29 protein-coding genes are annotated in these 22,475 nt (G+C 61.0%); 10 read left to right on the forward strand and 19 right to left on the reverse strand.

Annotated features, from left to right (window positions below; translation table 11 throughout):
* Positions 1-48: 48 nt before the first annotated feature.
* From H9Q16_RS16905 to mbfA, 6 genes are all read right to left on the reverse strand, one after another.
* Positions 49-501: a YaiI/YqxD family protein gene (locus tag H9Q16_RS16905; RefSeq protein WP_191076582.1), complete on the reverse strand. Its 453-nt coding sequence runs from the start codon at positions 499-501 to the stop codon at positions 49-51.
* Positions 498-1,928 (reverse strand): Si-specific NAD(P)(+) transhydrogenase, encoded by a 1,431-nt coding sequence (gene sthA, locus H9Q16_RS16910; protein ID WP_191076583.1) that lies wholly within the window; start codon positions 1,926-1,928, stop codon positions 498-500. The genes H9Q16_RS16905 and sthA overlap by 4 nt, the downstream gene beginning before the upstream one ends.
* On the reverse strand, positions 1,925-2,758 hold the full coding sequence (gene fghA, locus H9Q16_RS16915) for an S-formylglutathione hydrolase (protein ID WP_191076584.1): 834 nt from the start codon (positions 2,756-2,758) through the stop codon (positions 1,925-1,927). The genes sthA and fghA overlap by 4 nt, the downstream gene beginning before the upstream one ends.
* Before the next feature lie 71 nt (positions 2,759-2,829).
* Positions 2,830-3,756, reverse strand: coding sequence for an AEC family transporter (locus H9Q16_RS16920; protein ID WP_191076585.1), 927 nt, complete (start codon positions 3,754-3,756; stop codon positions 2,830-2,832).
* A gap of 73 nt (positions 3,757-3,829) precedes the next feature.
* Positions 3,830-4,621 carry a dimethylarginine dimethylaminohydrolase family protein gene (locus H9Q16_RS16925; protein ID WP_191076586.1) on the reverse strand — a complete coding sequence of 264 codons (792 nt, stop codon included), beginning with the start codon at positions 4,619-4,621 and terminating at the stop codon, positions 3,830-3,832.
* A gap of 89 nt (positions 4,622-4,710) precedes the next feature.
* Positions 4,711-5,685 (reverse strand): iron exporter MbfA, encoded by a 975-nt coding sequence (gene mbfA, locus H9Q16_RS16930; protein ID WP_191076587.1) that lies wholly within the window; start codon positions 5,683-5,685, stop codon positions 4,711-4,713.
* 135 nt (positions 5,686-5,820) lie between these two features.
* On the opposite strand from mbfA, the gene H9Q16_RS16935 reads away from it, so the two are divergent.
* From H9Q16_RS16935 to H9Q16_RS16945, 3 genes are read left to right on the forward strand one after another with little or no spacing between them, the layout of a single operon-like run.
* Positions 5,821-6,438: a TetR/AcrR family transcriptional regulator gene (locus H9Q16_RS16935; RefSeq protein WP_191076588.1), complete on the forward strand. Its 618-nt coding sequence runs from the start codon at positions 5,821-5,823 to the stop codon at positions 6,436-6,438.
* Positions 6,438-6,683: an I78 family peptidase inhibitor gene (locus H9Q16_RS16940; protein WP_191076589.1), complete on the forward strand. Its 246-nt coding sequence runs from the start codon at positions 6,438-6,440 to the stop codon at positions 6,681-6,683. Before H9Q16_RS16935 ends, H9Q16_RS16940 begins: the two co-directional genes overlap by 1 nt.
* A 22-nt stretch (positions 6,684-6,705) precedes the next feature.
* Positions 6,706-6,993 carry an I78 family peptidase inhibitor gene (locus H9Q16_RS16945; RefSeq protein ID WP_191076590.1) on the forward strand — a complete coding sequence of 96 codons (288 nt, stop codon included), beginning with the start codon at positions 6,706-6,708 and terminating at the stop codon, positions 6,991-6,993.
* An 18-nt stretch (positions 6,994-7,011) separates the two neighbouring features.
* Here the strand turns inward: H9Q16_RS16945 and paaK are convergent, their stop codons facing one another.
* On the reverse strand, positions 7,012-8,322 hold the full coding sequence (gene paaK, locus H9Q16_RS16950) for a phenylacetate--CoA ligase PaaK (RefSeq protein ID WP_191076591.1): 1,311 nt from the start codon (positions 8,320-8,322) through the stop codon (positions 7,012-7,014).
* On the reverse strand, positions 8,319-8,759 hold the full coding sequence (paaI, locus tag H9Q16_RS16955) for a hydroxyphenylacetyl-CoA thioesterase PaaI (RefSeq protein ID WP_191076592.1): 441 nt from the start codon (positions 8,757-8,759) through the stop codon (positions 8,319-8,321). Before paaI ends, paaK begins: the two co-directional genes overlap by 4 nt.
* A gap of 117 nt (positions 8,760-8,876) precedes the next feature.
* Between paaI and H9Q16_RS16960 the strand changes: the two genes are divergently transcribed.
* Positions 8,877-9,236, forward strand: a complete 360-nt coding sequence (locus H9Q16_RS16960) for a DUF2794 domain-containing protein (RefSeq protein ID WP_386260469.1) — start codon at positions 8,877-8,879, stop codon at positions 9,234-9,236.
* Positions 9,237-9,282: 46 nt separating this feature from the next.
* On the opposite strand, the gene H9Q16_RS16965 is transcribed toward H9Q16_RS16960, so the two are convergent.
* The 3 genes from H9Q16_RS16965 to H9Q16_RS16975 all read right to left on the reverse strand — a co-directional run bounded on the left by H9Q16_RS16965 (position 9,283) and on the right by H9Q16_RS16975 (position 11,896).
* Entirely contained in the window at positions 9,283-10,071 is a 789-nt protein-coding gene (locus H9Q16_RS16965; RefSeq protein ID WP_191076593.1) for an NlpC/P60 family protein, read from the reverse strand.
* The gene (locus tag H9Q16_RS16970) at positions 10,068-11,450 is read right to left on the reverse strand and encodes a leucyl aminopeptidase family protein (RefSeq protein ID WP_191076594.1); all 1,383 of its coding nucleotides are present in this window, start codon (positions 11,448-11,450) and stop codon (positions 10,068-10,070) included. Before H9Q16_RS16970 ends, H9Q16_RS16965 begins: the two co-directional genes overlap by 4 nt.
* A gap of 65 nt (positions 11,451-11,515) precedes the next feature.
* Positions 11,516-11,896 carry a hypothetical protein gene (locus tag H9Q16_RS16975; RefSeq protein WP_191076595.1) on the reverse strand — a complete coding sequence of 127 codons (381 nt, stop codon included), beginning with the start codon at positions 11,894-11,896 and terminating at the stop codon, positions 11,516-11,518.
* A gap of 145 nt (positions 11,897-12,041) precedes the next feature.
* Between H9Q16_RS16975 and H9Q16_RS16980 the strand changes: the two genes are divergently transcribed.
* From H9Q16_RS16980 to H9Q16_RS16990, 3 genes are all read left to right on the forward strand, one after another.
* On the forward strand, positions 12,042-12,692 hold the full coding sequence (locus H9Q16_RS16980) for a carbonic anhydrase (protein WP_191076596.1): 651 nt from the start codon (positions 12,042-12,044) through the stop codon (positions 12,690-12,692).
* 61 nt (positions 12,693-12,753) lie between these two features.
* A complete protein-coding gene (locus H9Q16_RS16985; RefSeq protein WP_191076597.1) occupies positions 12,754-13,743 on the forward strand; it encodes a sodium-dependent bicarbonate transport family permease in 990 nt (329 codons plus the stop codon).
* Positions 13,744-13,746: 3 nt separating this feature from the next.
* A complete protein-coding gene (locus H9Q16_RS16990; protein ID WP_191076598.1) occupies positions 13,747-14,058 on the forward strand; it encodes a P-II family nitrogen regulator in 312 nt (103 codons plus the stop codon).
* Between the two features lie 135 nt (positions 14,059-14,193).
* Here the strand turns inward: H9Q16_RS16990 and H9Q16_RS16995 are convergent, their stop codons facing one another.
* The 8 genes from H9Q16_RS16995 to H9Q16_RS17030 form a co-directional block, all read right to left on the reverse strand.
* Positions 14,194-14,385: a hypothetical protein gene (locus tag H9Q16_RS16995; RefSeq protein ID WP_191076599.1), complete on the reverse strand. Its 192-nt coding sequence runs from the start codon at positions 14,383-14,385 to the stop codon at positions 14,194-14,196.
* 61 nt (positions 14,386-14,446) lie between these two features.
* Positions 14,447-14,626, reverse strand: coding sequence for a hypothetical protein (locus H9Q16_RS17000; RefSeq protein ID WP_191076600.1), 180 nt, complete (start codon positions 14,624-14,626; stop codon positions 14,447-14,449).
* 500 nt (positions 14,627-15,126) lie between these two features.
* A complete protein-coding gene (locus tag H9Q16_RS17005) occupies positions 15,127-16,149 on the reverse strand; it encodes an aspartate-semialdehyde dehydrogenase (protein ID WP_191076601.1) in 1,023 nt (340 codons plus the stop codon).
* Positions 16,150-16,230: 81 nt separating this feature from the next.
* Entirely contained in the window at positions 16,231-17,409 is a 1,179-nt protein-coding gene (locus H9Q16_RS17010; RefSeq protein ID WP_191076602.1) for an MFS transporter, read from the reverse strand.
* Positions 17,406-18,182: an aldolase/citrate lyase family protein gene (locus H9Q16_RS17015; protein WP_191076603.1), complete on the reverse strand. Its 777-nt coding sequence runs from the start codon at positions 18,180-18,182 to the stop codon at positions 17,406-17,408. The genes H9Q16_RS17010 and H9Q16_RS17015 overlap by 4 nt, the downstream gene beginning before the upstream one ends.
* A complete protein-coding gene (locus H9Q16_RS17020; RefSeq protein ID WP_191076604.1) occupies positions 18,136-18,621 on the reverse strand; it encodes a hypothetical protein in 486 nt (161 codons plus the stop codon). The genes H9Q16_RS17015 and H9Q16_RS17020 overlap by 47 nt, the downstream gene beginning before the upstream one ends.
* Positions 18,622-18,719: 98 nt before the next feature.
* Positions 18,720-19,394, reverse strand: a complete 675-nt coding sequence (locus tag H9Q16_RS17025; RefSeq protein WP_191076842.1) for a winged helix-turn-helix domain-containing protein — start codon at positions 19,392-19,394, stop codon at positions 18,720-18,722.
* Between the two features lies 1 nt (position 19,395).
* On the reverse strand, positions 19,396-19,686 hold the full coding sequence (locus H9Q16_RS17030) for a hypothetical protein (RefSeq protein ID WP_191076605.1): 291 nt from the start codon (positions 19,684-19,686) through the stop codon (positions 19,396-19,398).
* 206 nt (positions 19,687-19,892) lie between these two features.
* Here H9Q16_RS17030 and H9Q16_RS17035 point away from each other — a divergent pair, with 206 nt between their 5' ends.
* The 3 genes from H9Q16_RS17035 to H9Q16_RS17045 all read left to right on the forward strand — a co-directional run bounded on the left by H9Q16_RS17035 (position 19,893) and on the right by H9Q16_RS17045 (position 22,473).
* Entirely contained in the window at positions 19,893-20,501 is a 609-nt protein-coding gene (locus H9Q16_RS17035; protein WP_191076606.1) for a hypothetical protein, read from the forward strand.
* Positions 20,502-20,653: 152 nt separating this feature from the next.
* Positions 20,654-21,259, forward strand: a complete 606-nt coding sequence (locus H9Q16_RS17040; RefSeq protein WP_191076607.1) for a ribonuclease HII — start codon at positions 20,654-20,656, stop codon at positions 21,257-21,259.
* A gap of 113 nt (positions 21,260-21,372) precedes the next feature.
* On the forward strand, positions 21,373-22,473 hold the full coding sequence (locus H9Q16_RS17045; protein WP_191076608.1) for a site-specific DNA-methyltransferase: 1,101 nt from the start codon (positions 21,373-21,375) through the stop codon (positions 22,471-22,473).
* Positions 22,474-22,475: the final 2 nt, after the last annotated feature.

Consider the following 22,475-nt stretch of genomic DNA (forward strand, 5'->3'; position numbering starts at 1 on the left):
CCCGAAATCTTTGAAAGATTTCGGGCCGTTTTCTTTGAAAGAAAACGATCACAGCCGAGACGCCGCGCGCAAGGCCCGCTCCAGCGCATCCAGAAAACGCGATCGGTCCGCCTTGGTGAACCCCTTGCCCCCACCCTGCCGGAAGGGATCCGCGCTGCGCAGATCCGCCATCAGATCACGCGTTGCCAGCACGTTGCCGATATTGGCCTGCGTCAGCGCCTCGCCATTGTGCTTGAGAACCTGCGCGCCCGCTTCGACGCATTTGGCGGCCAGCGGGATATCCCCCGTCACCACCACATCGCCCTTGCCCGCGCGGTCGGCGATCCACATATCCGCCACATCCGGCCCCTCCGGCACAATCACCGTCTCCACCAAAGGGTTCTGCGACGGACGCAAACCGCCGTTCGACACGACGTACATCTTCACGCGGTGCCGGGTCGCCACCCGCTCTGCCTCGGCCTTCACGGGACAGGCATCCGCATCGATGTAAAGCGCTGTCATGTCTTTTTTTCCCGGGGGCTGGCCACCTTGAACTCTTCGGGGATCGGCATGCGGTTGAACGCATCCAGTCCGGCGATCTTGTACGCCTCGGCCAGCGTGGGGTAGTTGAAGGTGTTCTGGACAAAGTAATCCACCGTGCCCTTGAGATTGAGCACCGCCTGCGCAATGTGAATAAGCTCGGTCGCACCCTCACCGACAATCTGCACGCCCAGCACACGGCGGGTCTTGAGGCTGACCAGCATCTTCAAAAGCCCGTGCTCCAGCCCCATGATATGCCCGCGCGAGGTTTCGCGAAACCGCGCGATGCCGACCTCGTAGGGGATGCCACGCTCCTGCATTTCCTCTTCGGACATGCCGCAGGTTGAAATTTCGGGTACTGAATAGATGCCATAGGGAAACCACGGGCTTTCGGGCAACGTGTGCACCTCCAGCGCGTGGCACGCGGCGATGCGGCCCTGTTGCAGCGACGTGGACGCAAGGGACGGATGCCCGATCACATCGCCCGCGGCATAGATATGTTTTTGCGTGGTCTGATATGTCTTGCGATCCACCTCAAGCCGCCCGCGGTGGTCCACCTCAAGCCCGGCGGCCTGCACATTCAGCTTGTCCGTGGCCCCCATACGGCCCGCGGCGAACAGCAGCATCTCGGCCCGGATATGGCGGCCATTCTCCAGACTGACCTCAACGTGTTCCCCCTGATCCTCGATCTTGTCGATCTTCGACCCAAGGCGCAGGTCCAGCCCGTTTTCCTGTGTCTGATGGGTGAATTCGCGAATGCTGGCCCTGTCGATGAAATCAAGGAAGGTTTCGCGCGGCTCAATCAGGGTCACGCGCACGTCGAGCGCCGAAAACATGGAAGCATATTCAACCCCGATCACGCCCGCGCCGACCACGGCCAGCGACCGCGGGATCGACCCCATATCGAGAAATTCGTCGCTGTCCAGAACCGTGCTGCCGTTGAAAGGCACCCAATCGGGGCGGAACGTTCTGGTGCCGGTCGAGATGAGAAACCTATCGGCCGTCAGGGTCGTGGTTTCACCGGCTTCGGTGGCAACCTCGATGGTATGTGCGTCCACGAATGTCGCCAGTCCATTCAAGGTATCCACATGGTTGCGGTTGAACTGGTGTTCCAGCACATCGACCTCGTGGTCAACGGTCATATGCAGCCGCGCCTTGAGATCGTCGGCGGCAATCTCTTGCTTCACACGGTAGCTGCGCCCGTAAAAGCTCCGCTCGCGCCAGCCGGTCAGGTTCAGCACCGTCTCGCGCAGCGTCTTTGACGGGATCGTACCGGTATGTGCCGACACGCCGCCGAACCGGTCCTGCCGGTCAATGACAAGAACGTGGCGCTTCAGTTTGCCCGCCTGAATGGCCGCTGCTCGCCCGGAAGGGCCGGAACCGATGATGATCAAGTCGTAGTGGGTCATAGCGCGTAAAGGGCATCGGCATGAAAGGCCACGTGGTCTTCCATGAAGGTCGAGACGAAGAAATAGCTGTGATCATAGCCCGACTGCATCCGGAACGTGGCCTGTTGCCGCTTGGCCGCGATTGCCTGTGCCAGGGCCTCTGGCTTGAGCAGATCAAGAAACTGATCCGATGCGCCCTGATCAATCAGGATCGGGCCCTCAAACCCCTTGTCCTGCATCAGCAGTGTGGAATCGTGTTTGGCCCAGCCCGCGTCGTCGTCGCCCAGATAGGCGCTTAGCTGTTTGCGGCCCCAGTCGCTGGCCGTTGGGTTGGCAATGGGCGCAAAAGCGGACACCGATGCAAATCGCCCCGGCAGGTTCATCGCAAGCGTCAGCGCGCCATGCCCGCCCATGGAGTGCCCGGTGATGCCCTGACGCTCCATATCCAGCGCAAAGGTGTCCGCCAGCACTGCGGGAAGCTCTTCGGCGATGTAGTCCCACATCTGAAAATGTGGTTTCCACGGATTCTGTGTCGCGTTCACGTAAAAGCCCGCGCCCTTGCCCAGATCATAGGCCTCGTCATCGGCAACATCGTCGCCGCGCGGCGAGGTGTCGGGAAACACGACCGCGATCCCGTGCTCTGCCGCCCAGGTCTGCGCCCCCGCTTTGGTCATCGCGTTCTCATGCGTGCAGGTCAGACCAGACAGGTACCACAGCACCGGCACCGGACCATCGCGCGCCTCGCGTGGCAGGAAAAGACCGAATGTCATCTCGCAATTGCAGGCAGACGAGGCGTGGGAATAGACCCCCTGTGTGCCGTCGAAACAGGCGTTCTCGGAGATGGTTTTCATCGGGTGTCCTTTCAGATCAGGGGGCGTTCAATTGGGATAGGGCGGAATAGGTATTTGTAAAAGGGTGAAAGTCAGACCGCAGAGACCCATGCCACAACGAGGCTGACTGTAACGATGCTTAGCGCGGTCGAGACCAGAATTGCGGCAGAGACACGCTGTGGTGCGACACCGTAGTGTTGCGCAAGGATATAGACGTTGCCTGCGACGGGCAGGGCGGCGGTGGCAATCAGCACGCCGGATTTGTAGGAATCGACATAAAAGATCATCATCGCAAACCCCACGAGAACCGGGTGCAGCACGAGTTTGCAAAAGCTGAGCCAGCCTGCGATCTGCATCCGCTCGGCTGACTTTGTCGCCAGGGACGCACCGATCGCGAACAAGGCGCCCGGGGTGGCGGCCCCACCCAGAATGGCCAGAAATTCGTTCATCGGCACCGGGATCGGGATCGCAAGGCCCGACCAGGTAAAGCCCAGCACCATTGCAACAATCATCGGGTTCTTGATCAGGCCCAAGCCGACCGTGCGGAAGGCCCTGAGGGTGACAGCCCCCTCGCGCGAGCCGGTGATCAGGATGGTGATCAGGCTGGAAAAGACGATCAGATCCACCGCCAGTGCCAGCATCATGGGGCCAATGGCATCCGCCCCCAAGAGCAGCGTCAGCATCGGAATGCCCAGAAAACCGGTGTTGCCGATCGCGGCACATTGCGCCTCGACCGCCGTAGTCGATACATCAAGACGGCGCAAATACCCGACAAGCGTGGCGATGCCATAGGTGAACGCCGTGCCCCACAGGTAGGCCATGACCATGCGGGTGTCCCAGACCTCGGCCAGTGAGAGGTTGGCAGAGAACCGGAACAGCATGGCCGAGAGGGCAAAGTAAAAGACGAACTTGGTAAGATAGGCGGTCGCTTCTTCGCTGAAGAACCTGGTGCGTCCTGCCCAGTAGCCGACGCCGATAAGGGCAAAGAATGGCAGTGTTTTCAGGAAGATCGCGATCATGAAACAGGTTTAGGACAACTCTCCGGTGATGGCGAGAGCAGAAAGAGAGCCACTTTGCATGATCGTGCGTCTATCAGGGTGCTGGCCGAAACCGCAGCGACAGGCAGGACATGCCGCCATCCAGTTTTGCAGCTTCGGAATTGCCGATCTGGCGGATGTCATACCCCGCCTTGCCCAGTGTCTCGGCTGTCCTTGGAAACCCTTTGGGCAGCAGCACATGCTGATTGAACCGGATCGCATTTGCGGCGGCCTCTTCCCCGTCTGCGGTGTGGATCTGTCTGTAGCCGTCAAAGCAGCCCGACGCGGCAAGCCTGCGGGTGCACAGGATAGTGTCAGCGTCCAGCAGGCTGCAATCGGTCTTGAAATGCAGCACATCGGGCGGGGTTTGTACCTCGCGCACCCGGTAATCCCAATCCGCGACCAGCGCGCGCAACGCGTCGACGCCGGCGGCATCGGTACGCGCAGAAGTGCCGACCAGGATTTCGGATTCAGTGACCAGAATGTCGCCCCCTTCGATGAACCCCGGCCCGTCGATTTCGCGCACATCGTCATAGAATGTCTCAAGCGTTGGACGCATGGCTGCCGCTTCGCCACGCCGGGATGGGGCGCCGGGGCGCATCACAATGGCCCCTTCGGTCAGACACAGGGCGGCGTCTTCGACAAAAACGGAATCGGGAAAGGCATCAAGCGCGGGCAAGACGGTCACATTTGCCCCGGTGTCGCGCAGGGCATCCACATAGGCCGCATGATGCGCACGAAAGAGATCAAGATCAGGCGCGCCGGTGTCGACCGCGCGCAGACCGTCAACAATGCTAGGCGACGGCGCGCGACAGATGGCATGGGTGAAAGAAAAGGATCGGCTCATCGGTGTCTCATTGCGGTTCAGATTGCCCCGTCTGATTGCCTGCGAAACCCTGCGATTGCAATCAATCGTATGTCACGCGCGCGTCCTTCCTACCCGGACCCGATCAGCACACCCGCCGCAAAAACCAGCGCCCCGCCGACCACCACCTGCAAGGCGGCGCGGAAAAACGGCGTTTCCATAAACCGGTTCTGGATCCAGGCAATCGCCCAAAGTTCGATGAAGACCACAATGATCGCCGTCACCGTGGCCGTCCAGAAATCCGCGATCAGATAGGGCAGCGCATGGCCAAGCCCCCCAACCGTCGTCATGATGCCAGATGCAAAACCGCGCTTGAGCGGTGATCCGCGCCCGGACAATTCGCCATCGTCCGACGCGGCTTCTGTGAACCCCATCGAGATACCGGCACCCACCGAGGCAGCCAGACCCACCAGAAACGTCGTCCAGGTATCCTGCGTGGCAAACGCGGTGGCAAAAATCGGTGCGAGGGTAGACACAGAGCCATCCATCAACCCCGCAAGGCCGGGCTGCACCCAGGTCAGGATGAACTGCCGATGCGCACGGCTGTCTTCGTCAGCAGCTGTATCCGGGTCAAGGTGCTTTTGCGCTAGGTCCTCAGCGGTGGCCTGATGGCCTGCTTCAGCAGCGGCCAGATCCCCCAGCAGCTTGCGCGTGGCCGCATCGGTGGTGCGCGCGGCGGCAGCAAGATAGAACCGTTCGGCCTGCGCCTCCATCGCGGCGGCCTCTGCCCGGATCCGCTCCAGCCCAAGGTTTTCAACCAGCCAGACCGGGCGGCGGGCGTAAAAGCCCGACACATGTTCGCGCCGGATCAGCGGGATCACGTCGCCAAAGCGGGCGCGATGCAGATCAATCAGGCGCTGGCGGTGCGTGTCTTCTTCAACGGCCATCCCGTCAAACACGGCTGCACTGTCGGGAAATTCAGCGCGCAACCCTTCCGCATAACCGCGATAGATACGCGCATCGTCTTCCTCTGACGAGATCGCAAGCGCCAGCATCTCTTGCTCAGAGAGGTCTTTGAAACGTTTGCGGTTGAGCGAAAAGCGCATAATTGGCACCGGGCTGTTTAGAACGGTTCTAATTCATGAGGCGATAAAGGCAAGGTCTGACACAGGCCAAACCCATTATTCCCTTTCAACTGAACGAAACGGTTTATATTCTGGGTGCGAACCGGCGGAGCACCTATGAACATCAGCCCACCCGAGGTCCGCAAGGGCCGCAAATACGACCAGGTGCTCGAAGGTGCGCGCTCGGTTTTCATGATCGACGGGTTCGAAGGGGCCAGCGTGGATGAAATCGCACGGGTCGCGGCGGTCTCCAAGGCCACCCTCTACAGCTATTTCCCCGACAAACGCCTGCTCTTCATGGAAGTCGCCAACGCAGAATGCGCGCGCCAAAGTCAGGAGGCCATCGACAACATCGACATGGCCGCCCCCCCGCGTCTGGTGCTGGGGCAGGCCGGGCGACATTTCCTGCGTTTCATCACATCTACCTTCGGGCAGCAGATCTTTCGCATATGTGTGGCGGAATCCGACCGCTTTCCCGAGATTGGCCAAAGTTTCTACAAAACCGGCCCGGCGGTCATGCGCGCTGAAATGGCGGAATATTTCGCCGGAGCGGAGGCGCGTGGCGAATTGCACATCGAAGACCGGATGCTGGCCGCAGACCAATTCGCGGAACTGTGCAAGGCAGATGTCTGGGCGCGGCTGATGTTCGGTATGTCGAAATCCGTCTCAGCGGCCGAGATTGACAGGGTCGTTGATGGTGCAGTCGAGACGTTTCTGGCGCGATACGGGGCGTGATGCGCGGCCTGCTGATGGTGCTGCTGTTGGCTGGCTGCACCGGGGCTGCACCTTCACCCGATATCACCTGCAATGCACAGAACTGGCAGGAACTGATCGGCGAACCCGAAGAAGCCCTTTATGCGACCCTCGGCAATCTGCGGGTTGTCCGCGCGGGAAAGCCGAAACCGGCTGATGTAAATCCCAACCGGCTGAATGCCGAGATTGACAAGGATGGACGGATCGCGCGTTTTGGGTGTTACTAAAGCCAGAAAGAGGGAGAGCATGATGAAAACGGGAATTTTGATCGCCGGGGCATTGCTGTTGGCCGGATGCGGCGCACCGGGCGGATCCGGTAACAGCGGCGGCAGCGCCCCTCGGGTCAGCGGAGATGACACCTGTGGCGCATCGGCCTATGCCGGTTTGATCGGTCAGGATGCGGTTGTTGCCTTGTCGATTCCCGACCCCAAGCGGTCCTATCGCCCGGACGAGGTGGTGACATCCGATTTCAATCCCGAACGGGTCAGCATCCAGCTTGATGAAACGGATGTGATTGTCGCGATTGCATGTGGATGATCACACAGGTCTCTTGGGTTAACCTTTTGGCCGCTTGTCCAATATCCGCACCGCCTTGCCTTCGGACCGCGCCACGCCCCCGACGCTGGCGACCTCTACCCGCGCCGAGATTCCGATCGTCTGCTTGATCTTCGCGGCCAGCGCCTTGCCCGCCGCGTCGCGCGCATCGTCGCTGACAGAGGCGTCGGCGCATTCGCACAGCACGCGCATCTGGTCCATGCGGTCAGGGCGGCTCAGTTCGATCTGGAAATGCGGGGCCAGACCCGGTGTGGCCATCAGCGCTTCTTCGATCTGGGTGGGAAAGACGTTCACGCCGCGCAGGATGATCATGTCGTCTGACCGCCCCGTCACCTTTTCCATGCGCCGCATAGACCGCGCCGTGCCGGGCAACAGCCGGGTAAGGTCACGGGTGCGGTAGCGGATAATGGGAAAGGCTTCCTTGGTGAGCGATGTAAAGACCAGCTCGCCCTGCTCGCCTTCCGCGGCAGGCGCGCCCGTTTCGGGGTTGATGATCTCGGGATAGAAATGATCCTCCCAGATGTGCAGCCCATCCTTGGATTCCACACATTCCTGACTGACGCCGGGGCCCATGATTTCCGACAACCCGTAAATGTCGACCGCATGCATATCAAAGGCCTGTTCGATCTCTTTGCGCATGGCATTGGTCCAGGGTTCCGCGCCAAAAATGCCGACCTCAAGCGAACAATCGCGCGGGTCCAGACCCTGGGCTGCAAATTCATCCAGTATCGACAGCGCATAGGACGGCGTGACCGTAATCCCCTTGGGCCTGAAATCCGTGATCAGGCGCACTTGGCGTGGGGTCATGCCGCCCGAAATCGGGTAGGTCGTCAGCCCCAGCTTATCCGCGCCAAGATGAATGCCCAAACCCCCGGTAAAAAGACCGTAACCATAGGCATTGTGCAGCATATCACCCGTGCGCAGCCCGGCCGCGCGCAGGGATCGCGCCACAACGGTGGCCCAATTATCGAGATCCGTTTGAGTATAGCCCACGACCGTCGGCTGACCCGTGGTCCCGGAAGAGGCGTGGATGCGTGCGACCTGATCCTGTGGCACGGCAAACATGCCAAAGGGATAATTTGCCCGCAGATCGGATTTCACCGTGAATGGAAACCGCGCCAGATCCGACATGTCCGTCACATCGTCCGGATGAACGCCCGCCGCATCAAAGCTGTCCTTGTAGAAGGGGACGTTCTTGTAGGCGTGGTTCAGCGACCATCTCAGGCGTTCGACCTGCAGGGCGGTGATCTCATCGCGGCTGGCGATCTCGATCGGGTCCAACGTATCCCGGGGCGGTGTGAGGTCTTTCACGCGGTCTCTCCTTCTTCGGGGAAATGCTGGCCTTTGATGGTTCGCGACAGGCCGCGAAAAAGGGCCACGGTACGCCCGTCTTCGCCTGTCACCGTGACGTCATAAACGCCGGACCGGCCTGTTCTGGACACTTCGACCGCCCGCGCTGTCAACCGCTCATCGGGCTGGCCGGGGGCGATGTAGGTGATCTGGTTCTGTTGGGCCAAGGTGTTCCGGTTGTAGCTGTTGCACGCAAAGGCAAAACAGCTGTCCGCCAGCGTAAAGATGAAACCACCATGGCAGATATGATGTCCGTTCAGCATATCAGGCCGCACTACCATCGACATGGTGGCACTGCCCGGAGCAATGGCATCCAGCGTCATGCCCAGCCCCGGAGAGGCCACATCATTGGCAAACATGACCGCTGCGGATTTCTCGGCGCGTTTCTGGGGGGTCATCGGGCGATATATTCGTGTTTCATATTTCGGTGTTCTTGCATGAATGTGTAACGCTTTCAACGTCCATGATTGTCATCAGGGCTTGATTTGAGCGCCAAGGCACGCAACTGTCAAATCATGACGATGCATACACCCCCGTCCGCTTCCCCCAAGATCACGCCGTTTGAACGCGCCCCCGAACAGGTCGCCTTTCACCGCACGGAACTTTCGGTGATCCTGTCGCTCTACGGGCGCATGGTCGCCGCCGGGGAATGGCGGGACTATGGCATATCTTGCCTGAGGGAAGTCGCCGTCTTCTCGATTTTTCGCCGCACCGCTGAGATGCCGCTGTACCGGGTCGAAAAACGCCCAAAGCTGCGCATGAAACAAGGCATGTACGCGGTCATTGGCCCGAACGGTCAGGTCCTCAGACGGGGGCAGGATCTCAAGGCCGTGTTGCGGGTGCTTGAGCGCAAGCTGATCCGGGCGGTGGACTGAAGCAGCCCGCGCACCAAAAGATTTCAGGCCTCCGGCGGGGAATATTCTAGCCAGAAAAAGAAGCCAGACGGCGATGTGCTGTCATCGGACCATCCCCGCTTGCCTCTATCCGGGTGATGGCAGCGCTGATGGGCTCAAAGGTGACAGCCATGGCGTGAGCATTGGCGTGCAGGATGGTCTCAGGATCTGTCACCAGGGCCACATGCCCCTTCCAGAACAAAAGATCATTGCGGCGATAGGGTGCAGAGGCCGGGTTTCCCAGTGACATCTGCATGTCGCTGTCGCCCGGGCAGGGGACACCACAGGCGGTCAGGGCTGCCTGCACAAGACCAGAGCAATCGATCCCCCAGCGACTGTTACCGCCCCAGAGATAGTCGGTTCCCAGATAATATCCGGCAATCGTGGCCGGGTCGGATGCCGTCATGCCGATGCGTGACAGATGCACTCTGGGCAGATATCCCAGCGCTGTCAGGGCAAAATCACCGTCTTCGGACACCACCGCGACGCGGCTGAGGTGGGTGAGGGCCGTGCGGTCGGGGGATTTCAGATCCGCCTCGGCATAGGCGCGTGTAGAGGGCTCGGTTACGATGTGGGTCGGGCGTTCCACTGCGCCCAAAGCGTCCGCGGTGACATACCCGACATACCCATCGGATCGGGCCTGCACATAGGCCCATCCGTCTGCTTCATCCAGCAGCGTCACATCGGCCCCATAGATCAACTGCCTGTCGCGTGGCCCATCAGGCCGGCGGCGCAGATCGCAGAGCGGCAGGGCGATACGGCGGTCTTGTTTGCAGGTGACCCGGGCCGGGTCCGGGGTCAGGCGCGGATCGCTCACAGGTCCAGCAAGGCGGGCAGGGCGCCGTAAAGCGCGCGTGTCGCCTGACCGACCCCGCCCTTGGCGCGCGCCGGGGCCTCGGCAGGCTGCCAGCCGTAGATATCGAAATGCGCATAGGCGCTGTCGGTCACAAAGCGGCGCAGAAAGAGCGCGGCAGTGATGCAGCCTGCGAACCCACCCTTGGGCGCGTTATCAAGATCCGCGATGCCGGGTTCGATCATGGTTTCGTAAGGCGCGTGAAACGGCATTCGCCAGACCGGGTCCGCATGCCGGGCCGCAGCCTCTTCCAATGCCGCGACAAAATCGGGTTCATCACTGAAATAGGGCGCCAGATCGGGGCCGACGGCCACCCGTGCGGCACCGGTCAGCGTCGCCATCGAGATGATCTGATCCGGCGCTTCCTCGTCGGCCAGCGCCAGCGCGTCCGCCAGCACCAGCCGCCCTTCGGCGTCTGTATTGTTGATCTCGACCGTCAGACCCTTGCGCGAGGTCAGGATGTCCTGCGGGCGAAACGCATTGCCGGACACGGCGTTTTCAACCGCCGGGATCAGCACCCGCAGCCGCAGGGGCAGCCCGGTGCCCATGATCATCCGCGCCAGTCCCAGCACCGCCGCCGCACCGCCCATGTCTTTTTTCATCAACCCCATCGAGGCGCCGGGTTTCAGGTTCAGACCCCCGGTATCAAAACACACGCCCTTGCCAACCAGCGTCAGCCGGGGCCCCGCATCACCCCACCGCAGATCAATCAGCCGGGGCGCCTGATCAGCCGCGCGCCCGACCGTGTGGATCATCGGCAGGTTCTGTTCCAGCAAATCATCACCGGTTATGACGTTGATCTCTGCACCGTAATGCGCCGCCAGGGCGCGCGCGGCTTTTTCAAGATCGGCGGGCCCCATATCAGAGGCCGGGGTGTTGATCAGATCGCGGGTCAGCGCCTCGCTGTTGGCAAGTGTCTCGATCCGGGCCGCGTCAATGCCATCTGGCGCTACCAACAACCGGTCCGCGGCGGATTGCTTGGCATAGCGGTCAAACCTGTATTGCGACAACAGCCATCCGAATGCTTCGGTCTCGCGCTGATCTTCGGGCAAACCAGCGGCAATGCGGTAGGTGCCAGCGGGCAGCTTGCCCGCCGCCGCCGCCAGATGAAACCGCCCGCGCGCCCGGGCCCGGGCTGTCCCGAACCCTGCCAGCGCCATCTGCGGCGCGCCGTCTGGCCCCGGAATGCTCAGCCCCTGACCAAGGCTGCCTTTGAAGCCCTGCGCGCGCACCCAGCCCTGCACCGCAGCATCGCTCTCCGACACCCACGCCTCAAAACCGTCTTCGGTAATCACGAAAAGGGGGATGGCCCCATCTTCCGACGGAGCAAACGAGAGGGACATGGCAGGCCTTTCAGCAAATGACGCGATGCCCGCAGCCTATCTGTTCTGCCACAACCCGCAAGCGGTCACGGCACCGGATCGTCGAAATCCCAGATCGCCGTCAACGACCGCTCCCCGATGCGCAGCAGGCGCGACAGGGTTGCCGCAAGCGCCGTGGCGTTCCCTTCATCAATGCAGTGGGTCACGTCACCCGCGACCTTGGACAGCATCAGCATCCCGATCTGATCCGCAATCGCGACCAGCGAGCGGGTGTTCTTGCGCAGGGCAGGCCAGTCTTGCGCATGATACAGCTCGTCGCACTGGGTCAGTCGCAGCGCCAGTTCCTCCAGCGCGCGGCACACGACGTCTTCGGCGCTGGATTCACCCAGCTGCGCATACAAGGACCCCAGCCGGTCCGGGTCCAGACGAACCCGTTCCGTCGGTCGGAATTGCAGAACCTGCGTCATCACTCACCCCTTCATCCACCCCCACGGCAGATCCGCATCATGCGCCTATCTGATGTGCAAATCATTGAGCCGTCGCCGCATTTGCCCTCGAAATGCAAAAGATTTTAAGTTATCGCAGGGAAAATTCCGTGTGGGGACCGACGTCATGAAAAGGATCAAACCGCTCCCGCCCTATCTGGTGCAGCGTTACCATGGCTGGAAAGCGACGGGCTATGCCGAGAACGCCGCCTGGCATCGCCACCTCGCTGCCGAAGGGCAGCACCCGCGCGCGATGGTCATCTCGTGTTGCGACAGCCGCGTTCAGGTCACCGCCATTCTGGGCGCCGATCACGGAGAGCTGTTTATCCACCGCAACATCGCCAATCTGGTGCCGCCCTACCAGCCAGACGGGCAGCAACACGGCACCTCGGCCGCGATTGAATATGCGGTGACCGCGCTGAAGGTCGCGCATGTGATCGTTCTGGGCCACTCAAACTGCGGGGGCGTGGCGGGCTGTGCGGCCATGTGCCGGGGCGAGGCACCGGATCTGGAAGCCAAAAACAGTTTCGTGGGCCGCTGGATGGACATCCTGCGCCCCAAATTCGGCAAGGTCGCCGATATCGCCGACGAAGCAGAACAGCTTCGCCTGCTGGAGCGGCAGGCGGTTGTCGTATCGCTTGAGAACCTGCTGACCTTTCCATGGGTCAAGGATGGCCTGACCGCCGGCACCCTCAGCCTGCACGGCCTGTGGACCGATATCGGCGAAGGCTGGCTTGAACAATATCTGCCCGAAGAAGAAACCTTCAAGCCGCTTTGACGCTTGACCCGGCCTGTCGCTTGGGCTCTGAACAAGGCGCGCGGGGGGGCGCGGCATCACCATGGATCAGATACTTTCGCTCGCGGCGACGAACCTGCTGTCCCCCATCATCCTGTGTTTTGTGCTGGGCGTGCTGGCCGCACTGGCCCGGTCCGATCTGCATTTTCCCGAAGCCGTGGCCAAGGGGATGTCGATCTATCTGCTCTTTGCCATCGGGTTCAAAGGCGGGGTCAGCGTTGCCGATCATGGCATTGACCTGAACCTGGGCCTGTCGCTGCTGGCCGGTATCTTTCTGTCGGCGCTCCTGCCGCTGATTGCCTTTGCGATCCTCAAGGCGCTGACCTCTCTTAGCAGGCTTGATGCCGCCGCGGTCGCCGCGCACTACGGGTCCATCTCCATTGTGACGTTCGTCGCCGCCACCTCTGTGCTTGAGGCCAGCGGGATCACATCCGAAGGCTACATGGTAGCCGTTGCCGCCGCCATGGAAGCACCCGCAATTCTGTCCGCCCTCTGGCTGATTTCCAGAGGGGGCGATGCGGAAGACGGTGCGCGCCGCATGGACAGCGCACTGCTGCGTGAAATCATGCTGAACGGCTCTATCGTCCTGCTGGTCGGCTCTTTTGTCATCGGCGGCATCACCGGTGCAGACGGCATGGCCCGGATCGAAAGCTTCATCGTGAACCCCTTTCAGGGCGTTTTGTGCCTGTTTCTGCTGGACATGGGGCTGGTCGCGGGCCGGGGCCTGCGCGAAGGCGGCGCGGTGCTGCGGCCGGGCCCGCTGGCCTTTGGGGTCATCATGCCGCTGGTGGGCAGCAGCATCGGGCTGGTGACCGCGCTGCTGCTTGGGGTCAGCACCGGCGGCACAGCACTCTTTATGGTGCTCAGCGCCTCGGCCAGTTACATCGCCGTGCCCGCCGCCATGCGCGTGGCCCTGCCCGAAGCCAATCCATCAATCTACCTGACCCTGTCGCTTGGGGTCACATTCCCATTCAACCTGACACTGGGCATTCCGCTGTACGTGGCCATCGCCCAGACCTTTGGCGGAGGCTGATCCATGAAGACACATCAGGCAAAACGGGTGGAAATTACCATCGAGGCGGTCATGCAATCCCGCCTCACTGAGGCGCTGAACAAGGCGGGGGTCACCGGCTATACCATTCTGCCCGTCTGGGGCGGATCAGGGCGGTCCGGCAACTGGACACGGCAGGGCCAGGTCAGTCGCGGGCAGGGCATGGTGCAGGTGATCTGCATCATCAAACCCGACCGGCTGGATACGCTGCTTGAGGCCGCCTTTGCCGTGGTTGAGCGGCACATCGGCGTGGTCAGCGTGGTCGATTGCGAGGTCCTCCGGGCAGAGCGTTTCTGACATCCGGGCGGCGCAATCAGCAGTCGTCATCTGGGGGAAAAAGCCGGTTCGATCATCGTGCGAACCCGGCACCAGCGCGGCCTTGCACGGGGGCAAGGGCCTGCCGGACCGAACGATATCCGGTCCGGCATCAGGTCAGGCAGCGATACGGTCTTCCATCAGGTCCATGCGGCAGGACTTGAACATCGGATGTACGATCCGGTCGACACGCATGGAGCTCAGGCAGAACACATTGTTGTTGGCTTCCAGCTTGGCGCGACGGGCCTTCAGCGTTTGCAGGGCGATGACACGGTTGTTACGGGCGGTTTCGAGCAGAGTGGCAGACATTTGATATTCCTTAGCAGCAAGAGGTGATTAAGAGAGAAGAGAGATCACTGGAGGGGCGTGATCAGGCAGCGTGCAACGGGGCACCACCGCCTGCGGTGATGAAGAAGATGCCATTGGGTGTGCGCAGTGCACGGGGCTTGGCTTTCCATTCAATCAGCGAAACGACATTGTCAGTTACCCGCTTTGCGACGGTGCTTTTCTGGGGCTTCTGGGCGTTCTTGAAGGTGATGATATTCGTCATGTCGTTTCCTTTCAAAGGTCAGGCGTTGAACCTGTCTTCCTGGTTGGTCGATCGCTGGGTGAGGAAACGTTTGTACATTCAAGGTACGTGCGTGTCACAACCAGCCATCAAGGCATTCTCATTGAACTTGGAGAACCACTGCTGCCCGTTAATCTTTGTTGTTGCGCCCCCCGGTTTGTTGGGGTGTTAGCGCTACCTCGAAGTGGGCAGGTACCGAATACAGTTATAATTTGGGTTTCGATCTGGGCGCGAATGGTGCGAGAATGTGTTCACATTCGGGCAAAACACAAAATTTGCACGTTACTGTCATCAATTATGCGCAAAAAGGGCACTGCTGTGCCTTCATTTTTCTTAATTCGGAAACAGCCTGTTTTTCCGCAAAGCTGCAGAACTTAACCGATTCTTAGTCGATTCGCGGATAGCGAGTAGAATTCGATGGCCGGAATGTGTCCCGCACGCCTTGATCCAGGGCGTGCAGGAAAGGGGCCTCAATAAGGCAGTTAGCCTTTTTTCAGAACCTCACGGCCCAGCAGCTCTGCGATCTGAACCGCATTCAGGGCAGCGCCCTTGCGCAGGTTGTCGCTGACACACCACAGGTTCAGGCCGTTATCGATGGTGCTGTCCTGCCGGATGCGGCTGATGAACGTGGCGAAATCACCCACGCATTCGATCGGGCTGACGTATCCACCGTCCTCGCGCTTGTCGATCACCATGATGCCGGGGGCTTCGCGCAGGATATCGCGGGCCTCGGCCTCGTCCAGATGCTCTTCAAACTCGATGTTGACCGCTTCGGAGTGTCCGACAAAAACGGGCACACGGACACAGGTGGCCGTAACCTTGATCTTGGGATCGACGATCTTTTTCGTCTCGGCGACCATCTTCCACTCTTCCTTGGTCGATCCGTCTTCCATGAAGACATCAATATGCGGGATCACGTTGAACGCGATCTGCTTGGTGAACTTCCGGGCCGGCTTGTCATCGGTGGGGTTGTAGATCGACTTGGTCTGGTCCCACAGCTCATCAATGCCTTCTTTGCCCGCGCCCGATACGGACTGATAGGTGCTGACCACCACCCGCTTGATCGTTGCGCGATCATGCAGGGGCTTCAGGGCCACAACCATCTGTGCGGTCGAACAGTTGGGGTTGGCGATGATGTTCTTCTTGGCATAGCCATGCACGGCCTCCGGGTTCACCTCGGGCACGATCAGCGGGATGTCGGGGTCGTAGCGATACAGCGACGAGTTATCGATCACCACGCAACCCGCCTTGGCGGCACCCGGCGCGTACTTCTTGGTCGCGTCAGATCCCACGGCGAACAGCGCCATGTCAAAGCCCGTGAAATCAAATGTATCAAGGTCTTTGCATTTGAGCGTCGTGTCCCCAAAGCTGACTTCCGTACCCAGGGAGCGGCGGCTGGCCAATGCGACCACTTCGTCCACAGGGAACTGGCGCTCGGCCAGAATGTTCAGCATTTCGCGGCCCACATTGCCAGTGGCGCCCACGACGGCGACGCGATAACCCATCTGAATTCTCCAATATATATGGGGTTGGTGCGCGGGCTTTAGCGGATGGACCGGCCAAGGGAAAGGCCCTGCGGCCAGATATCACGCCCGTGTGCTGTCCCGCGAAAAGAGATAGACCACCAATCCGACCGCCAGCGCGCCGCTCAGCAGGGTGAATACTGCCACATAAGGGGCCGCCACCGTCTCGGGCGGCAGCGCCGCGCGATATATGGCCCCAGACATGAATTGGAATATCCCGACGCCGCCGATGCTGAAAAGGTTCAGCATCGTTACCCCCCGCCCGATCAGATGGGGCGGCAGAAAGCTGCGGCCATGGGCCATGATCACCGGATAGGTCGCGCCAAAGAACCCAATCGCGCACAACAACGCGATCGATACCGCAATCGAGGTCGCAGGCAAAACGATCAGGCCAATCCCCGCCAGCAACGTCAATGCCGTACCCCCCGCGATCATCCACTTGCGCGACGGCAACACCCGGTCCAGCGGCCCGTAGGCCAACGTCCCGAGGATCATCGCGATCCCCATCAGCAGCGTCGCCTGCCCGATGCTGCCCGTGGTTGCGGCAAAGACATCCTCCAGATAGGGCCCGATCCACAGTCCCCGGGTCGCGCCGGAAATGGCATAGCAGACAAACATCAGCGGAAAGATCGCCCAAAGAACCCGCAGGCGGAAAAGCTCCAGCAGCGATCCTTGCACCTCACCCTCCACCCGCGCGGGATCACGCACCAGCAGCAGCGTGCCCAGAGCCACGGCAGCACAGATGCCCCCCAACCCCCAAAGGGCCGCGCGCCAGCCCATCGTTTCGGCCGCCAGCGCCATCGGATAAGAGGCCACCAGATTGCCCAGACTGCCCAGCCCAACCATCAATGAGGCCAGCACCGCGAACTGCGCCGGCGGATAGTCCCGCGCAAAGATATAGTACGACGCCATCAGCACCGGCGCGCAGCCCACCCCAATCAGCGCCATCGCGATGTTGATATGCAGCGCCGATGTCGCCAGCGCGAAGACGGCAGAACCTCCGGCCCCGCCCACAAGCAGCAACCAGGCCGCCGTGCGGCGCGGGCCAATCGTGTCCAGCGCCCAGCCCACAGGAATTTGCATGACGGCAAAGGCCAGAAACCACATGCCCGACGCATCCGCCAGATCATCCGGCGTCGCCCCGATATCGGTGCCCAGCACCGGTGCCAGAACCGCCAGAAAGGCGCGGAAGAACTGGCTCAGGACATAGGCAAGGCCAAGAAGGAAAATACCTGCATTCATAAGGTGCGTGCGATCCATTTTTCGGCCAGCGCCCGGGCCGTCTGACCCAGGATCAACACATCCGCCCCAACGGCCACGAACTGCGCGCCCGCTTCCAGTGCCGGATCGGTCATCGCGTCCACGGTGCTCAGCAGCCCCGGCGCCTTGCCTGCCGCCCGGATACGCGCAATGGCATCAAGAATGGTCGCCTGCACATCGGCGTGCATGGCGTCGCCCATATGCCCCATATCCGCCGCCAGATCAGCAGGCCCGATAAAGACCCCATCAACCCCGTCCACCGCAAGAATGTCATCCAACGCGGCCATCCCTCTGAGGTTCTCAACCTGAACCAGCAGACAGATCTGTGCGTCCGCCGTCGTGCCGTAATCTGCATTCCGTGAAAACGCACCCGCCCGGCTGACGGCATAGCCAACGCCGCGGTCCCCGTGCGGAGGATAGGTGATATCGCGCAACAACTGCCGCGCCTGTGCTGCACTTTCCACCATCGGGACCAGGACAGTCTGCGCGCCCAGATCGAGAACCTGTTTGATCAGATGGGTCTGACCCACCGGCACCCGCACGACCGGATCGACATCAAACGCTGCAAGCACCTGCAACTGTGCCAGAATGGACCGGATATCATTTGGCGCATGCTCTCCGTCGATGACCAGAAAATCAAAGCCCGCGCCCCCCATGATCTCGGCGGCATAACTGTCAGCCAGTCCCAGCCAACAGCCAAAGCTGACCTCACCTGCTTTGAGGGATGTCTTCAGGCGGTTGATCTTCGCGGGCATCGGTGTCGTCCTGTTGGTCGGCGTCACCGCACCCTAGACCCGCGTCGTCGGAATTGACCATAGGGGGCGATCCCTCTGGCTGCATTTCTGTTCTGACCCAGTCGCCCAGCCGCGTCGTGGCCTTGCGCGTCGCGGCGGGCTTGATGCCAGAGCCTGGCAGGGGGTGCACCGCCCGGGCCACCCCTGCCACCCCCGGTGCACGCAACACACCATCGCGGACCATCTTACCAAAAAGCTGCGTCGCCTCGTCTATACTCAGATGCAGATGCCGCGCCAGCATCGCCGGGCTACAGGTGGCCTGAGCCCGTGCGATCAACTGCCCCCAGGCATAGGCCCCCGGCGGCACGGCTGCGGGGGCGGTTGCAGAGGGCGCGGCGACCGGCAGGGCAGGTGACGCTGCCAAGGCAGCCAGCGAGGCGGTGAATGTGCGTCTGTTCATGCAGGTAATATAGAGACCTAGCGATGAAATTGCGAGTCGTTCGCAAGTGGATGCGTTGGAAATGAGTTTAACTGGAAAGATGAAGAGGGGCCCAAGGACTAGATGACCTTGATCACATCCTTGTCGATCGACAGCATGTAGCCGCGACGCGCGATATTCTTGACCAGCAATTCGCTGACGATCTGGTTGCCCAGCGTGTCGCGCAGCCGTTTGATCCGGGTGGCCCCGGCGGCTTCATCGCAGTCGGCGGCATTGCGCCCCGAAATCATGCCCTCGATTTCGGACCCCGACAGCACGTCATCATCCATACGCGCCTCGGCCAGCACGCTCATGGTTTCCATGGCCGCAGCGGTCAACTTGAATCCAAGGTTGTTGAGATAGACGGTGTTCTCTTCCCGGCTGATCAACAACGAAGATACCTGAATACCGGCGCGTTCAATCTGCGCCATGCGACGGTTGAACCCGACCAACATGATCAAAAACACCAAGGCCGCAATCAGCATGGCCGCGGCAAACACCAGCAACACGACAATCACCAGCCGGTAGCTGGCAAGCGTGTCGGAGAACGCGGTGCCGGACTGGGCGAGGATCTCCAGCAGCTTGATCTCGGAACCGGCAGTCAGGTCATCGTTTTCAACAAAGATCCGTTCAACCTGTGCGTTGAATGTATTTGCATCCGGCAAGGCCCAAAGCAGCAGGCCCGCGCCGACAAGCAGCACAAGCACCACGGCGGCAATCCCGCCACCCACAAAGCGCCCGCCAAAGCGACGCATGTCAGAAGCGGAGGTAGAACTGTCCTGCACTGTCTTTCCTTTGCGCCAACCCATCATCCCCGAACACCGAAAGAACATTCAGCAATGTCCATCCCTGCGCGGCCAGCCGTCGGGCCAGTTCAGCCCGCGCGGCCCCGGCATCGCAGGCCCCGGTGATCTGCGCCACACCGTAATGCAGGCGCAGCGGATTGTCCTGTTTTGCCTTGTAATCGGCATAGCACCCCGCCGCCGAAACCGGAACGGCAAGGCCGATCAGCACGGCAGCAAGAAGGGAAAGCGTTATATGTTTCATGATACCTTCATGCGCAGTTCCGACCTGTTATTCAATATCCAAAGGCAGTTAGCGCGGCTGATATCGGATAACAGGGCCCTGTTATTGCCTGTCTGACGCCCCCGACCCCAGATTGATCCCACGAGCTGACTTGTACGGCTCTGGCACGGGAGGTCTCCCCCCCAACCGGCGGTCTCCCGTGCCGTTCAACAGAAAGGATCACGCACATGTACCGTCGTTTCATTGGGATTATCGCCGCCGCTTCTATCGCGATCACCGGGCTGGGTGCTACACCGGCGTTTGCGGAACGCGACGACGAACTGGCACGCGCACTGGCCATTGTTCTGGGGGCCGCCATTGTCGGCAAGGTGATCCACGACAAGAAAAAGAAGAAACGACAGCACGTCACACGCCACGATCAGGATCCCTATTACACCCAACCGCGCCCGCGTCATGTAGAACCGTCCTATCCGCGCCATGTGCAACCGCATCGTCCGCGCCACGTTGATCCCTATCGTCCGCAACACATCCAACCCTACCGCCCATACAGCGAACCCGGCGTGCGCCCGCGCACCCATATCCAGCCGCATGTGCAACCACGCCCCTTGCCGCGCGCTGTGAACCGGCGCCTGCTGCCGCAGCAATGCTTCCGCAGCTTTCGCGGCCGCGGTGGCGATCACCGGATGTTCCCGCTGCGCTGCCTGGAAAACAACTATGCCTATACCCAGCGCCTGCCGCAGCACTGCTACGCCACCTTCAAGACCCCCAACGGCAAACGCCGTGGCTATAACGCCCGCTGCCTTTACCGCGAAGGGTACAGATTGGCGCTCCGGTAACGGCGCGTCATGACCCGGGGGGCACGTCCCTGCACCCCGGCGACAGGAGGGGAGGGACGTTCGGGCGTCCCTCCCCTCTCTTCCTTAATGAGTAGCTGCTTACAGACGGCCCGGACCTTGCGGTCCGGGCCGTCTTGTTGTCTGGATCAGGAATGGAGCCTGATTTCACCTTCGAACGTGCCGCCCATGACCGTGGCTTTCTACGGGTCGCCGGGGTGGATGAGGTCGGACGCGGACCGCTGGCGGGGCCGGTGACGGCGGCAGCGGTGGTGCTGGACCCCGCGCGCATCCCCGATGGCCTGCGCGATTCCAAGAAATTGACCCGCCGAGGGCGCGAACGGCTGTATCACCAGATCAAAGAGGTGGCCGACGTGAGCATCGCCCACGCCTCAGTCCAGGAAATCGACACCATCAACATTCTGCGCGCCAGTCACCTGGCGATGGAACGTGCGATTGCGGGGCTGAAAACCCCGGCGGACTATGCCCTGATCGACGGCAACATGCTGCCGCGCAACCTGGCGCTGCCGGCAGCGGCCATCGTCAAGGGCGATACCCGATCGCAATCGATCGCAGCGGCCTCAATTATGGCGAAAATCTGTCGAGATTATGTCATGTTGTCCCTGGCGCAACAGCACCCCGGTTACGGCTGGGAGACCAACGCGGGATATGGATCAAAAAGCCACATGGATGCGCTTCGAAATCTCGGACCAACCCCACACCATAGACGTTCGTTCAAGCCCGTCCACAACATGTTGTGACAAGGTTTTTTCTCAACACATTGATTCAAAAAAGAAATTGACCCGCGAATCTGTCTGACTCATCCTGAGGCCAACCAACGAGCACAAAATGTGCCGGGGACAGAGGCAGATAAATGAACGTGATGACAAAGGGCGCAGACGCGCTTCCCTTGAACCAAATACTTGCGGGTGACTGCATTGACGTGATGAACAGCCTGCCTGCGGGCAGCGTTGATCTGATCTTTGCCGATCCGCCCTATAACCTGCAGCTCAAGGGCGAACTGCACCGCCCCGATAATTCACGCGTCGATGCCGTCGATGACCACTGGGACCAGTTCGACAGCTTCCGCGTGTATGACCAGTTTACGCACGCCTGGCTCAAGGCCGCGCGGCGGCTCTTGAAGCCCAACGGCGCGATCTGGGTCATCGGCAGCTACCACAACATTTTCCGCGTCGGCGCTGAATTGCAGAACCAGGGATACTGGATCCTGAACGACGTGGTCTGGCGCAAGTCCAACCCGATGCCGAACTTCCGTGGCAAACGCTTTACCAATGCCCATGAGACGATGATCTGGGCGGGCAAGGATGAAAACGCCAAATACACCTTCAACTACGAAGCCCTGAAAGCATTGAACGAAGGCATCCAGATGCGCAGCGATTGGGTGCTGCCCATCTGCACCGGGCACGAGCGTCTCAAGGATGATGCCGGCGACAAGGCGCATCCGACGCAAAAACCCGAAAGCCTGCTGCACCGCATTCTGGTTGGCTCCACCAATCCGGGCGATGTGATCCTGGATCCGTTCTTTGGCACGGGCACCACCGGGGCGGTGGCCAAGATGCTGGGGCGTGATTTCATCGGGATCGAACGCGAAGAGACCTATCGCAAAGTTGCTGCCAAACGCATTGGCAAGGTCCGCAAGTTCGACCGCGACGCGTTGCAAACCACCACGTCAAAGCGCGCTGAACCCCGCGTGCCCTTCGGCCAGCTGGTCGAACGCGGCATGCTGCGCCCGGGCGAAGAGCTGTATTCCCTGAACGGACGTCACAAGGCCAAGGTGCGCGCTGACGGCACGCTGATCGGCGCCGATGTCAAAGGCTCCATCCATCAGGTCGGAGCCGCCTACGAAGGCGCGCCAAGCTGCAATGGCTGGACCTACTGGTGCTTCAAGAAAGATGGCAAACGCGTGCCCATCGACCTCCTGCGCCAGCAGATCCGCGCCGAAATGGCCAACTAGCC

Origin of the sequence: Sulfitobacter aestuariivivens, assembly GCF_014763045.1 — a bacterium.
GTDB classification, from domain to species: Bacteria; Pseudomonadota; Alphaproteobacteria; order Rhodobacterales; family Rhodobacteraceae; genus Sulfitobacter; species Sulfitobacter aestuariivivens.